Source organism: Paraglaciecola sp. (assembly GCF_039942875.1).
Classification (GTDB): Bacteria; Pseudomonadota; Gammaproteobacteria; order Enterobacterales; family Alteromonadaceae; genus Paraglaciecola.
In genome coordinates this window covers 24558-39031 of record NZ_JBDVBQ010000007.1, presented here as the reverse complement: position 1 = coordinate 39031, position 14474 = coordinate 24558, and the positions used below count along the sequence as shown (strand labels likewise).

Below are 14474 nucleotides of genomic sequence, written 5' to 3'. Positions count from 1 at the left end.
GCTACGTAATAAACTAAGATAAAGCATACTGTTGTCACCTACATTTTGGTGATAGCTGACTTCCGCTCCCCAATCTGTATGGTCTATTTTTTCATCAATTAAGTTAGAGTCAACGTAATCAAGGGTTTGTGACGCTAAACGCAAACTTGTAGTTAACCATTGAGATTCAGATAATATGTATTTATATTCTCCAAATAACGCTAAATCAACACGGTCTACCTGACTTTCAAAGGGATCAGCTAACCAAGTATACTCCCGAGTTAACTCTTCAGTTTCATCAGCAAAGTACAACCCCACTACCCAAGCATTAGTATCACTATTTTTACTGCTTAATTTTGCTTCAAAACTCGAGTCTTCACGATCTCTGAAATAGTAATCTGTTGATGAGTACTCCCATCCTGGAGCAATACCTACATAACTCCAATCTTCGTCGTATCCATAACCTAAGTCAGCTTGCATAAAGCTTGTTTGCAACGCTAGGTTGGCAAACTCCAAACCTTCATATTTAAAGGCAACAGCAACCGCTTCACTTTCTTGTGTGTCGAAACCTGGCTCGTCTGATAACGTAGTCCTGTCTCTATTAAGAGAAAAAGCATCGTAACCATTATTGACATCAATTAAGTGCACGACTGTATTTAGGGATAAATCATCAGACACTTGCCAATTAAGCTTCCCACGAACAGTCAACTCATCAACATTATTAGTATCGTCTCTACCTAACCAGATATTATCAATAAAACCATCACTGGTATTTTGATGCACAGATAACCGGCCTTTCACAGATTCACTAAACGCACCACCAATCGCAGCGCCTATATTCCAACTTCCATAATTAGCCACTCCAAATTGAGTATCTAAGGTAAACTCATCAGTTGGATCGTTACTTATTACATTAATCATTCCTGCTAGACCATCAGCACCAAAACGAGCGCTGTTAGGGCCTTTAAATATTTCTACCTGAGCAATATCAAAAGTACTAGCACCGGCTAGCAATCCAGAATAATTTATACCATCGACTAAATAACCAACAGAAGGGTTAACCGGATCGGTAAATTGACTACGTTCGCCTATGCCTCGGATTTGAATAAAGCGACCTCGGCTCGCTCCACTAGCAAAGTTTACATTAGCGGCACGGTTTAAAATATCTTCAAGGTGTTGCGCCTGTCGCTGTGCAATCGCCGCCTCATCTAGCACAGAGATACTAGTAGCCATTTTTGATAAAGGCGTAGCAGTTAATGCACCTTGAACAGTTATAACTTCTACATTTGCTTCTAATGCTTGCTCTTGACTAGTTTGAGCAGATACGTAAGTGCTGGCTAATAAACAACTAATTAAACTAGCCAAAGGTTTTTTACTAAATATCATTTAAGAGGATCTCTTCAGTATGGTTGAAAAGATCCGGGTTTACGGCAGGTAAATGGGGAGTTATACCGTTAATAGGTAAATAAGTGTCTTGCCATTCCTACGCCGGCATTATCCGGATCAGGTGTAAGGGTTTATGAGTCAAAGCTCAATTCTCAGCCTACGAGGCACCCCCTGGTGAAAAGAACAATCGATATTTTTCATATCAAACGTTCTTAGCTTGTATAGTCTAACAGTGCCAAACTGATTAGCAATAGCAGTAATTGCATGTGAAAGAGCTAAATGATATTTACTCAGTCACTTTAATTTTTACAAGTTTATTTCTCGAAAATATTGAGCTCTCTTGAGTAAACCACACTTCACCTTTTGGCGAAACGCAAACACCTTCAACTTGTCCATACCCCTCTAAATCAAAAAATTTAATTAAATTTAGTTGTTCATCTAATATTGTTATAAAAGGCGAGAAAAAACCTAAGCCCCACACTTTATATCCGACTAAAATAAAGCGTTTGTTCTCATAATCATAATCTCCACCAGTGATAACTCCAGGTAGCCCATTAACTTCTGCTATTGGTTTGATGCTTTGTGTGGGATTAACTTTCTCTAAGCGATAAACAAATAATGTACCCGTATCCCAACTTTTTGAAAATAAATACAAACTCTCGTTTACATTCACCAGCGCCTCAGCATCATAATCGTGATTTAGATACTTATTTTCTTTTAATGGATTATTTTGATAAGTAAAACGAAGTGTGTTGGGTTTATGTGCCGTTCCATTTTCTAAGATTTCTTGTATTTTTAAGGTCTTTCTATTTCCACTATTGTTACCAATATCACCTATATATAAGTGAGTACCATCTCCTGTTATCGCTTCCCAATCTCTATTCTTCACTTTAAATAAACGTTCATTAACTATGTTAGCTTTGCTATCTATTTCATAGATTACAGGCTCATTTCCAGAGTCATTTAAAGTAAAAGCTGTGTCATTTTTAGAACAGAACAAAGCGGATGTTTCTTTTAGCTCTGCTGGCAGCATATACTCTTGCAAAAAGGTGTAATCAGGATTTTCTGCAGCAAATATCATTTCTACAATGACTATATTAAATAACAGGGGTAGAAATATTCTATAAAACAATTTCAATTGTATTCATCCGTTAAATCACTTTAGCAAGAGCGCTGGTAGACTAGATTAAACTTATAGTTAGAATTTTACTGCTCTAATAGTGAGTTTGTCTTCCCATGGGGTTTAGGTTGCCTAGTTTCAGCATCTAGACTCACGAAGACAATATCATCTGCAACACAGATTGTCTTTTTAGTAATTTTATTTCTCACCAAACATGTAATAGTAATTGAGGTTCGCCCAACCTTTTTTGTCTCAAGTCCAAATTCAACAACATCTCCTTGCATTGCCGGAGACTCAAAACTAATCTCCCCAATATGTTTTGTTACGAGTACATTGGTATCTAATTGGCAAATAGCATAGATAGCAGCTTCTTCATCAATCCATTCTAACGCCCTTCCTCCAAATAAAGAGTTTGCATAATTTAAGTCATTGGGCATGACTAACCTTCTAGATAAAAAGCGCATTCGTATTCCTTAGTAACTTTGCATACACTACACCCATTGGTGCGGACAATGGATCCTAAATAAGTGAATTCAGCTAGTCAATTAAGTATTTGGCTTCAAAAACGAAATGAAGAAAAATGTCATAGACAATTATTAGTTATAAGTGGCAATAGAGACTGGGTATCCAAAAACCTTAGTCCAATCTTTCAATTAGCTAATGAAGAGACCTTATGGGTAGGAAGCCCTCAGTTAAATATCAAAGATATCAATATCAAGGATTACCGAAGCAGACTAGGACAAGAGCATAATTATTTAATTCTAGATTGCTTTGAAGGCTTTAGAGCCAATGCCGCCATGGCTTTGAGCGGCACTATAAAAGCTGGCGGCCTAATGATTATTCTTTGTCCTGATTTCGAAGAATGGAAAACCTTTGCAGATCCAGAGAATATTAATCGAATATCCTACGGCCTTAAGCAGATCACTGTTGAAAATCTGTTTTATGATTATTTAAGTAGTGCTTTTTTAAATGACCCATCAGTTGCTATATTAACTGAAGAATTATTTCACTCCCCAATATGTATAAGCAAAGATGAACATATAAGAAATCAACTATTAGAACAGGAAAGTGCCGTTCAACTAATATGTAAACACGCCCACGGCCGTGCCAATAGACCACTTCTACTAACTGCTGACCGTGGAAGAGGTAAATCATCTGCTCTAGGGCTCGCCGCAGCAAAATTAATGCAAAAGGCATCCACAACTATATGGGTTAGTGCTCCACTTATTGGCAATACCGAACAGATTTTTAAACACGCAAAAAAATCACTACCAAGGAATATCGAACACAATAAGTCCTCAATTAAATTAAATACCAGCACACTTATTTTTAAACCCGTAGACCAACTATTGTTAGCTGTTGAGTTACCTAACGTTATCTTTGTAGATGAAGCAGCCGCAATTCCAATACATATTCTTACAAAGCTCTTGAAAAAATTTCCAAGAATCATTTTTAGCTCAACTAGTCATGGTTATGAAGGTAGTGGACGTGGCTTTGAGATAAAGTTTACTCAGCAGTTAAAAAAACTAAAGCCTAACTATAAAAGAGTTCATTTAAGACAACCAATTAGATGGTATAACGAAGATGCGCTAGAAAGCTTTTGGTTTAATACTATGTTTTATGACTACAAAGCTAAAACGCATAAACCAAATGATAATAAAGACTTCTATTTTAGAAAATTATCAAAATCGGAATTGTTAAAAAATGATGAAACACTGGAGCAAATATTTCAGTTGTTACTTAATGCCCACTACCAAACTAGCCCGGACGACCTCCAACGATTATTGGACTCTCATGATCAAACATGCTTTGTATTAATGACAGCCGATAATATTATTGGTGTTGTTCAGGTTATCGAAGAAGGTGGCGAAAATTTAGCCCCCATTAAAAATGAAATTGCTAGCGGTAATAGGCGTGTGAAAGGACATTTAGTGAGCCAACAACTCACCGCCCAATATAATATTCCAGAGTTAAGTACCATAAAACAATGGCGGATCAGCCGAATTGCTATCGATGCAAAGTATCAACGTAAAGGGTTAGGACAAGCGCTACTCATCTATTTAGAACAATACGCTGTAAAAAGAGATATTGGCTTTCTAAGTGCAGCTTTTGGTGCAAATTTTGAGATAATAAATTTTTGGAACAAAGCTCACTTTGATTTAGTTCACTTGGGACAAAAACCTGAAATGTCTAGTGGGGAATATAATTGTATATGTATAAAAACGTTAAAAAGCCTAAGTACAAATCTAACCCCAAAATTAACTTTAGAGTTTTCTGATGAACTTAGGTTTAACCTTAATAAAACATTGAAGAGCTTACCAACTGATATTGCACTAGCTTTAATTCTTAGTTTGCCGGCTAAAAAACAGACTTATAATGAAGGAAAACTAGACCAATTCTTATCAGGTAACAGGCAATTATCTACTTGCCTTAGGGATGTCTACTTGACTGTATCCTCGAATCTACACTACGAAAGCATCATAGGCACTACAGAAGCACTATTTTTAACCGCTATGATATTCCAATCTAAAACGTATGAACAATTAGCTGATGAGTTTAATTTAACAGGGAAAAAGCAGATTGAGTTAATGCTAAGGCAAAGTATTAAAAAACTACTTTGATCTTTGTTTTGATACAAAGCTTATAATGGTTATAAAAAAAGCTCCCTAAGGAGCTTTTTAAACTAAAGTGTTATACCACGGTTTTTGGCTTTTTCTTTTATATAAGGTTCCCAACTTCTCGCACTACGAGCCGTTGATTTATCCTTTTTAGCCTCTAACACATGTTTATAAGCTGTTTTGAAACTACCTTTATAAAAGTTCGCTTCCATCATAGTCAAATGGATACGCCCAACCTTATCAGAACCACCATCTAAGGCTTTCTGTAAGGCAACTAAAGATTCGTTATATCTTTCAGCAATATAAAGCATAACGCCTTGTTTCTGATACATATCAGGGTCAGAAGATAAAAGAGCTGACTGTTCATAATAACTAGCCGCTTCTTTAAATTCTTTAGCTTGTTGATAAGACGTAGCTATGCTTGTTAGCATTTTTGCATCTTTTTCAATTAACCCAGACTCAATATGTTCTTCAAGTATCTTGGCGGCTTTGATTGGAATATCATTCATTGTATATAGTTGACTTAAAGCTTTAATCTCTGCTGCCTTGGTCAAGTAACCTTGCCCATAAGCAACTTCGAAAGTAGATAAAGCTTTCTTATTGTCTTCTACTAATAAATAAAAGAATCCTAATTGCGTCCACTGCGTTTTATCTTCAGCGAACAACCTAACGATATCTTCTTGAACTGCGATGGTTTCTTTATACATCTTACGATTGTAATAAGAAGTCATCTTCAGGGCATAGGCTGTTTTATTTGGCTTATCAGCTAAGCTAATAGCTTTGTTGATAGGCTCAATAATCTCAGCAAACTTGCCAGTTTGATAATAAGCGTTAGAGATTCTGAAATAAGCATCAAAATCTTCTTTACAAGTAACGTCCATCCATTGGTTATACCATTTAATAGCGTCGTCATACTCTTCTTCTTGAAGACTCAAGTCTGCAATTAACTTAATAGTCCCCACTTGATCAGAGTCATTTAACTCATTTGACGCCACAGCTTTCGATAAAAACTCTATAGACTTCTTACCTTGCCCATTTTGCGTGGCAAGTAAGTTACCTATAAATCTATCAGTAAACGCTCGGTCAAATCCATCAGACGTTTCAATATCATATAAAACGTCTAATGCTTCAGTTACTTGATCGTTATTATAAAACTCTAAAGCTTGACCTACTTTTTTACCTACCTTTTGGCTAGGTATATTAGTAGGCCCTCGCTTATAGTCTGGACAAGCTATTGGTCCAACTGGCTTTGCTTTAGCTTGCGCGTAAACAACACTAGGAGAAACCACAGCCACAGTTAGAGCTGAAACCGCACACAAATGTTTTAAATATTTCTTCATTATGATTGATCCAACTTAAAGTCTAATTGCACAGTTAGGCCGAATTGCTTCATTGGTTTACCGTCTTCAATCTTAGGCTTGTATTTCCACTTACCTAAGGCCCTACGCGCTTCTCTGTCGAAAACACGTTTAGGGTCGGCTTCAATAACCTTAACATCTTCAACCCCACCTACTTCGTTAATAGTAAAAGACAGTTTTACCCAGCCTTCTTTACCATCACGAGCAGCCTGTACAGGATATTTAGGTTCAATACGGACGATAGGTGTCGCTTCACCATCACGCATTGCTCCAACACCTCCAATATTCACTGAGGCTCCACCAACATCAACACTGGGCATACTAAAACCAAGTCCATCAGTATTAACGTCAGCTACATCAGGTTCAACCGGTTCAATTTTAGGTGGTTGCTTCGGCGGCGGCGGTGGAGGCGGCGGAACTCGCTGTCTCAACTGCGTCGCATCGTCAGGTGTTGCCATAACAATATCGATAATTGGCGAATCAGTCTGCTTTTTGGGTGGCATAGATGTATTAGATATCAGTTTAGCCATCAATACAAAAAGCCCAAACGCTATCGCGGCCCCTACTAATATAGAAACTATTAATCGACCCATATTAACTACCTGCCGTTGCTATTGAGATTCGATCAATACCAGCTGACTTAATTTGATCCATAACTTCAACAACTACGCCGTGCTCGGCTTCTTTGTCAGCTTGAATTATAATTACATCAGAAGGCTGCTCTGCCATCAAACGTTCTAAGTTTGCTCGAACGCTATCAATATCTACTTCACGCTTATCAATCCACACTTTCTCATCAGCTGTTACTGCGATAAAAATGTTTGCGTTTTTAGGCATGATAGATTGAGTACCGTTTGGCTTGTTTACATCAATACCCGCTTCTTTTACAAAAACGGTAGTTACGATGAAGAAAATCAGCATGATAAACACTATGTCAAGCATAGGTGTCATATCAATTTCTGCATCTTCGTCTTCTACTCTAATTTTTCGACCCATAAGATCCTCTCTTTAATGATGGGGCAGGCTGTCTATCAGCTTAGCTCTGGCTATTTTAACTTTAGCTTCTAATCGAGAACTAAAGAATACACCAGACAATGCCGCTACCATTCCAGCCATAGTTGGAATAGTTGCCATAGAAATACCTCCGGCCATAAGACGAGGGTTACTTGTCCCCTGAGTCGCCATAGTCTCAAATACACCGATCATGCCAGTAACTGTTCCTAGAAGACCAATTAAAGGACACATAGCAACAAGAATTTTGATTAACATCATTCTTGCACTTAAGCCATCGGATGCTTGTGAAATCCATGTGTCACGGATTCTATGCGCATACCATGAGGTAGTATCGGTACGTGCATCCCAATTAGAGATAATTTCATCTCTAATTTTTGGATATACAGAACCTAAATACCAATAACGCTCTATCATTAAAACCCACATAAGAAAGAGTGTTAAAGCGACAACGTAAAGAACGTCACCGCCGGCAGCGATAAAGTCCCTGACAGACTCCCATAGTTCTATCAGGTATAACATCTTAAGCTTTCTCCGACTCTGCGTGTGCAGCAACTATGCCTGCAGCTTGCTCATCTAAGATGTGCGTAATAGATTTACTACGTCCAGCTACGATACTGTGAGTTAACAACAGTGGTAATGCAGCGATAATACCTTGGGCGGTTGTTACCAATGCCATCGAAATACTACCAGCCATTAGTTTAGGGTCACCTGTACCGAACAAAGTAATTTGTTGGAAGGTCAAAATCATACCTAATACAGTACCTAACAGACCTAACAGAGGTGCGATTGCAGCAAAGATCTTAATAACGTTTATTCCGCTATCGATTTTTGGTAATTCGCGCATGATAGCTTCATCTAGTTTTAACTCTAACGTTTCAACATCTTGAGATTTATTATCTTGATAAACCTGAAGAATACGACCAAGAGGGTTTCCAGTAGAAGGAGTTCCAACATTTTTAGCTTGCGAACGGATTTTGCCACCGATGATTGTTAGTGTAACTATTTTGTACAAACCGATTAGTAAACCAATCGCTAACATGATAGTAATTACATAACCTACGTATCCACCAGCGTGGTAACGCTCCATCATAGTCGCTTTTTCTTTCAATAAGCCAAGTATTGCACCGCTAGATGGATCTGCATAGAAAGGAACTAAACCAGAAGTTGCATTTAATAACTCTTCAGCAGAACTAACTAGGTAACCATCAGGTTGGCGACCAAGAGGTTGAACCATTTTATTCTGGTCGTCATAAACTAAGTAGCCTTGTTCACCAACTAAGTTAAACGTACCAACACGTAAAACTTCTTGCTGTTGAGAACCACCATCCAAGTTAACAACTTCAGTAGTAAATTTAGAAACTTGACCAGACTCAGTCATTTCTGTTTGTAATGCAAACCACAGATCTTCTAATTCTTTAATATTAGGTAAACCTTTAGATTCTTCAGACATACGCTTTAGGAACTCGTCACGTCCTGGGAATTCTGCACTTACAATTGAAGTAGAGATTTGGCCATAGGCTTCAGCAGATGCTTGACGCACAACACCAAACATTTCACCTAAAGTACCCGTTGCTTGAACAAGCTCAGCTTCTTTTTCAGCAAGAGCAACTTCATTATCTGAAAATTGCTTAGCTAATGCATCACCACGAGCTTTTTCTGCTTTAAGGTCAGCTTGCGCTTTTCTTACTAATGCTTGCTTATCAGCACGCTCAGATTGAAATTCAGCTTCTCTTTGTTTATTGATTTGTGCTTCAGAAACACGATTTTTCTTAACATCTTCTAATAACTCTTCAAGAGTACTCGCTGCGTTGACAGAAGTGGCTAATAAAGAAATAGATGCAGCAGCAAATATAGATTTAAATACAGTTTTCATCAATATTACTCCGCTGCTTTAATTGGTAGTTCAAGAAGGTCAGGTGGTACTAGTGCATTCGCCATACGTACAGCGTATACAACTGAACTTACGTATGAATCATCAAGTACTTCCCATGCTCTGGCATCATTATCCCAGATCCAAGCTTGTTTCTGGTCAAGAGATAAAGCCATTAGCGCAGTTCTACCTAAGTTGAAGAAATCAACTGTCACTTCAGTGCCTTGATAATCAAATGTCCCTTGATATGACGTTATTTTTTTACCGTAAGCATTTTCAATTTGATAGGCTTCAATAACCTGTCTGAATTGCTCTGATGTAGTAACATTTGAGTTAGCCATAACATCACGTAAACGTTCAACACGCTCTTTACGCTCTTCAAGGTTGATTGGAACATCTAGATCAATAAACTGCTCTAGACTATCAATCATTCTGAACATCAAAGGTACGATTCCGCGCTTAACGCCTTCGATACCATCAATCTGAGTTTGAAGAGAATCGATTCCACGTTGTTGATCCGCAACTAAGGTTGCAACGTAATCGTTATATACTTTCAAGTTTTCTGTTTCGTCTACAATTCCACGATATTCAACAAATAATTCCTGTGACTGCTCGTACAGGTTGTTGATTTTCTCTTGGGACTTCGCTGCAGCCGTATGAATTTTTGCTTCTTCTTTATGAAGATCATTTAACGGATCTGCAGAGACAACAGCGCTGCTACCGAGTGCAATAGCACCAACGACGGCAGAAGCAATAAGGTTTCTCTTGCTCATTTTGGACATAATTCCCAACCAATTTTCTTTTTTTGAATCCTTTTCACACTATAAAATATGTGAATAAGGGGCTTTTAAGCTCTGTTATTTAAGGGGCTTAGTTCTTTATTAGATTAAAGAATAAGACTGTAGAATATTCACATGGAAGCTAACGAGATGTCAAGGATGTACTAGTGGTTAAAATCCACATTTTGTTAAATTTAATTGTTGCATTTAGATATAGTACGACCATACTTTTTAAAACTCCCAAAAAAAGGACATTACACTTGGTAGAAATTTAACTCGACAAATGAAGTAGCCGAAAGCGAACGAGTTCCCCCCCCCCCCAACGGCTTGGTATTTTCTTCTTTGATTTCAAGCGCTATAAGTTAATTCTGAGCATATTTTCTAGTAGTGACTTCAATGGCGTTACCAATTGTTAAACAAAATTACTTTATGTCCAAAGTTTAACTCTCCAAAGTAACGTTTTTTACATTTAGGGACATTGGAAATGATTATCTTGCGGATATACTTTCGATTCCTTGCATTACGTGATTTGGATCCAACTTAGATATTCCCTTTATCACCCTGTGAATGTGATCATCTGGGGTTTCTAGTTCGTGAATATCAGTATCATAGTGATACCCAATCTTTCGAATAATCGCCTTCATTGCTTCCCGATAACGCTCAACAAACACTTTCCGTCTAGATCTAGTAATACAAAAACGAAATGATGCATTAGTCGTTAAACTTGATGAGTGTTTCTTTGAAGTTCTATATGACGAATAATATAAACAGGCCCCTGTTTATATTATCCAGCACGGAGGACAAGCACCCGTGATTTTCACTACGCCCTTAAAGACTAAACAAAGTTACATAGAATCATTTAGATACGAGGTCAAAAGCGACAGAAAGTCTATTACCCTCGCTAGAAAAAGGCTCAGTCCCATGCCAAAAATATGATGGAAACAATACCAAGGATCCTATTTCTGGTTTAAGCCAACGCTCAGCGCTTAACTCTGAATTAAGAGCAATTCCTGGTTTTCCCATATGCAAGCTCCCATCTCTAGAGTTTTGCTTCAGTTCCTCGGGTAAATTTACGTAGTAAGCACTGCTAAACCATCCCTTAGGATGAATATGAGATGCATGATAGCCTTGATTGTTAAGTTTAACCGACCAAGAAGAGCCGATGGAAAAATTGTTATCTACAAATTTTCGAGCAGGATGATAGCTGTCTTTAGTAATCGAGCCTATTACCTCTTTCGAGGTTTTTTCCAAATTAGCTTTGAGCTCTTGAATGACAGGATGTTCTCGAGTAAGTAAATTACCAAGGGTTTGTGTTCCACCTAACAAAGATTGATTTAGAGGCTGCTGTTTTGTTATGTGTAACTCTTCAATTACTGCTGCTAGCCTCGCATTAAAACTATCGATGCTTTCACTCTTAGATGAGAGCTGAATAGGTTGCTGAAAGACTAGATTGTCGTAATCACACAAATTATCATATTCACTAGAACCTGTTTGCCTCAAAGCTGTTGAGTAAAGTGCCATGAAATACTGGTTGTCAGGAAAACCTTGGACTAATGGTTTAATGGTATCAAGTGCAAGCGCTCCTTCCCCCAATCCAAGATATGATTTAGCCAAATATTCGATAAGGAAAGTGGGCAAAGCTTGATTACTTTTTTGGGAGCATCTAACAAAGCGAATAATTTGCTCAAACTGCTTCTGCTTTTCCCAAATAGATAACTGGAGACTACAACTCACATTATATTTATTTGAATGAGGATTTATGTTTCGCAATTCAGCTTGTGCTTTAGTTAAATTACCGTCGCTAATCAATTGATTAATGTAATCAGCAAAAACATTTATAGACATGGAGTTACGAGGCATTTGATGATAATGATCCAAGTAATCCTCCTCTGCTAATTCAAACTTTAATCTGCACAATAACTTATTCAACTTTGCGTGCTGAAAGTCTAACTTTAGCCCTTTTTTTAAGGTAATCAAAGCTAGAGCTGTGTCACCTAAGTCTAAATAATTTAATGCTAAGTCTTCGAATGCCTCGATATTGTAAACATCGATATCTACGACTCTTTGAAATAACTGAATTGATTTGCCAAAGTCCCCTTGCTGCTTGTAACACCAAGCCAACTCTCTAAGAATTAAAGTATCATCAGGCTTGGCGTTTAAAGCACTCATAAGCATTTTAGTGACAGAGCTAGGTTGTAGATGCCCCATAGCTTTGCTTTTACCTACAATGGCTTCACTATGTAACGGTTCAAGTTTGACTAACTTATCAAAAGCATCAAATGCTTTGCTGTATTCTTTGAGCCTTAGATAATTCGTTGCTAATTTATACAAAACCCCTTTATCTTCAGGCTTAAGCTTTAAAGCTTGAAAATAAAACTCGCCTCCTTTCCTAGCATCGTCAATTTCAATTGAAATATTACCGGCAGCAATGAGCAGGTCGCCTTGATTTGGTGACAATGATAGTGAGCGTTTAAAATACTGCAGAGCTTTGTACTTTTGACCAAGTCGTTCATATGCCGAGCCTGTAGCTCTATATAATCGATGATCATTCATACCGCTCTTTTCTAGTTGCAAAAAAAGACCTAAAGCTTGTTCAAACTTTCTTGTATGCATGAACTGCATGGCTGTATTAAGGGCTTGTTGTGGATTGAGCGTCATTCTATGCATTTAAATGGGAACCGATTAGCAAAAGTAGAGATAATAAATTAAATGAAGTTGCAATACAGTTTAGGTTACCATCTAATAAACCAATTCCCAACACCCTACTCACAGGAAGTGTTTTGCTAGAAAAAATTCACCAACAACTAAATGAAGCACAAAACTTCCTTGTTAAAGGGCAGTTTGAGCGAGCTCAGTTTATAATTAATGAAATTCTAGCGCTAAAACCTAACGACACTAGCGCTATAATACTAAAGGCTAAAATCGAGCATTCACTCATGCAGTTTGATGCTGCTAGACATACCATAGAGCAAGCGTTGGCGCACAAAGAACTTAGTTGGGAACAGCTCATGGATTTAGCTCAAATAGCAAACCAAATGGAGCTGTATTTTTTACTAGCGCATGCTTTAAGTAAGCTAATTGAGATGCGACCGGGTGCGTTAAAGCTAGAACTGCAGTTAAGCTTGTGCTTGGCCAAAATAGGTAAAACACACGGATCAACTAAGCTATTGCAATCACTAAGCAAGCAGGATGAAACTAACGCCCTCATATCGATAAATTTAGCGCACGGCTACAAAGCGCTTGGCCTAACTGAAAAAGCAATTAGTGAATATAAGCGATTTATTTTATTAAAACCTGAGTATTCTGGAACGGGTTATTGGAGTCTGGCAGACTTGAAAAACTATAAGTTCAGTACACAAGACATACAAGCCATGCACAATACTTCGAGCTTGAATCTAAACCAGAAAGAAAGGAGCTTAGTAGATTTTGCTTTAACCCGTGCTTTAGAACAAAATGAAGATTATGAGTTTGCATTTTCCAAACTAACAAATGCCAACCAAAAAATGAGTCAATTGAGGCCTTTTAACTCAACCGGCTTTCGCAATCTAGTTGGCTCTTTACTGCAATTTACTCCTAACAATAGTTCTTCTCGCCAATCAAGTAACAAAACTAAACCAATATTTATAGTTGGCCTGCCCCGCTCAGGAACCACGCTGACAGAACAAATAATTGGTAGCCATTCAAAAGTAGCCTGTACCGACGAGCTTCCATTCATTGAGCGTGTAGCAATACAGCTAGGCAAAGGGAAAAGCTACACTCAAGAATTATCACAGATAAATCATGAAACAGCAGAACAAATGAGGCAGTTTTATCTTGAGCAAGTATCAGAATATTCGGGCACACATACAGGTTCATTCATTGATAAAAATCCAACAAATTTCCTACATATTGGCCTTATAAAAACGCTTTTTCCACATTCAAAAATTGTCGGTCTTATCAGAGACCCGTTAGACAATGGAATGAGTATATACAAGCAGCATTTTGGTAAAGGCAATGATTTCAGTTACAAGCTGTCTGATATATGTATGTATTACGAAGCATATTTGTCGCTAATGTCACATTGGAAAGCTCTTTATTCTGATGACGTTTATATGCTTAATTACTCGCAACTAGTGAAATCCCCAGACCAACAGATAAAAGCGCTACTAAGCTTTTGCAACTTAGAATTTGAGCTACAATGCCTAAGCTTTTACAAGTCTAGCAGACCCGTTTTAACGCCAAGTGCAAGCCAAGTGAGGCAACCAATTAACTCCAAAGGAATTGACAGCTCTTTACCATATAAACCTTATATCAAATCTCATATTGAAGAGTTTGCAAAACTGAGAAATAAAATACAAACATTCAATTAAA

At 37.7% G+C, this 14474-nt stretch carries 13 protein-coding genes and 1 riboswitch; of the genes, 2 read left to right on the top strand and 11 right to left on the bottom strand.

Annotated features, from left to right (window positions below):
• The 3 genes from ABJE44_RS01965 to ABJE44_RS01955 form a co-directional block, all read right to left on the bottom strand.
• On the bottom strand, positions 1–1365 hold a 1365-nt coding region (locus ABJE44_RS01965; protein ID WP_348120620.1), incomplete at its 3' end, for a TonB-dependent receptor plug domain-containing protein.
• A gap of 77 nt (positions 1366–1442) precedes the next feature.
• Positions 1443–1547, bottom strand: a riboswitch (TPP riboswitch).
• 104 nt (positions 1548–1651) lie between these two features.
• Entirely contained in the window at positions 1652–2503 is an 852-nt protein-coding gene (locus tag ABJE44_RS01960) for a hypothetical protein (protein WP_348120618.1), read from the bottom strand.
• A 68-nt stretch (positions 2504–2571) separates the two neighbouring features.
• Positions 2572–2949, bottom strand: a complete 378-nt coding sequence (locus tag ABJE44_RS01955; protein WP_133469302.1) for a hotdog domain-containing protein — start codon at positions 2947–2949, stop codon at positions 2572–2574.
• 63 nt (positions 2950–3012) lie between these two features.
• On the opposite strand from ABJE44_RS01955, the gene ABJE44_RS01950 reads away from it, so the two are divergent.
• Positions 3013–5106: a GNAT family N-acetyltransferase gene (locus ABJE44_RS01950; protein WP_348111546.1), complete on the top strand. Its 2094-nt coding sequence runs from the start codon at positions 3013–3015 to the stop codon at positions 5104–5106.
• Between the two features lie 62 nt (positions 5107–5168).
• Here the strand turns inward: ABJE44_RS01950 and ABJE44_RS01945 are convergent, their stop codons facing one another.
• From ABJE44_RS01945 to ABJE44_RS01910, 8 genes are all read right to left on the bottom strand, one after another.
• The gene (locus ABJE44_RS01945; protein ID WP_348111547.1) at positions 5169–6443 is read right to left on the bottom strand and encodes a tetratricopeptide repeat protein; all 1275 of its coding nucleotides are present in this window, start codon (positions 6441–6443) and stop codon (positions 5169–5171) included.
• Positions 6443–7054 carry an energy transducer TonB gene (locus ABJE44_RS01940; RefSeq protein ID WP_133469299.1) on the bottom strand — a complete coding sequence of 204 codons (612 nt, stop codon included), beginning with the start codon at positions 7052–7054 and terminating at the stop codon, positions 6443–6445. Before ABJE44_RS01940 ends, ABJE44_RS01945 begins: the two co-directional genes overlap by 1 nt.
• Position 7055: 1 nt before the next feature.
• Positions 7056–7457, bottom strand: coding sequence for a biopolymer transporter ExbD (locus tag ABJE44_RS01935; RefSeq protein ID WP_133469298.1), 402 nt, complete (start codon positions 7455–7457; stop codon positions 7056–7058).
• A 12-nt stretch (positions 7458–7469) separates the two neighbouring features.
• Positions 7470–7994: a MotA/TolQ/ExbB proton channel family protein gene (locus ABJE44_RS01930; protein ID WP_289032116.1), complete on the bottom strand. Its 525-nt coding sequence runs from the start codon at positions 7992–7994 to the stop codon at positions 7470–7472.
• A 1-nt stretch (position 7995) separates the two neighbouring features.
• The gene (locus tag ABJE44_RS01925; protein WP_348111548.1) at positions 7996–9348 is read right to left on the bottom strand and encodes a MotA/TolQ/ExbB proton channel family protein; all 1353 of its coding nucleotides are present in this window, start codon (positions 9346–9348) and stop codon (positions 7996–7998) included.
• 5 nt (positions 9349–9353) lie between these two features.
• Positions 9354–10118: a DUF3450 domain-containing protein gene (locus ABJE44_RS01920; RefSeq protein ID WP_348111549.1), complete on the bottom strand. Its 765-nt coding sequence runs from the start codon at positions 10116–10118 to the stop codon at positions 9354–9356.
• A gap of 494 nt (positions 10119–10612) precedes the next feature.
• The gene (locus ABJE44_RS01915) at positions 10613–10768 is read right to left on the bottom strand and encodes a transposase (RefSeq protein ID WP_348111550.1); all 156 of its coding nucleotides are present in this window, start codon (positions 10766–10768) and stop codon (positions 10613–10615) included.
• A 211-nt stretch (positions 10769–10979) separates the two neighbouring features.
• Complete coding sequence (locus ABJE44_RS01910) at positions 10980–12791, bottom strand: putative 2OG-Fe(II) oxygenase (protein WP_348111551.1); 1812 nt, start codon at positions 12789–12791, stop codon at positions 10980–10982.
• 113 nt (positions 12792–12904) lie between these two features.
• Here ABJE44_RS01910 and ABJE44_RS01905 point away from each other — a divergent pair, with 113 nt between their 5' ends.
• Positions 12905–14473: a sulfotransferase gene (locus ABJE44_RS01905; protein WP_348111552.1), complete on the top strand. Its 1569-nt coding sequence runs from the start codon at positions 12905–12907 to the stop codon at positions 14471–14473.
• Position 14474 lies beyond the last annotated feature (1 nt).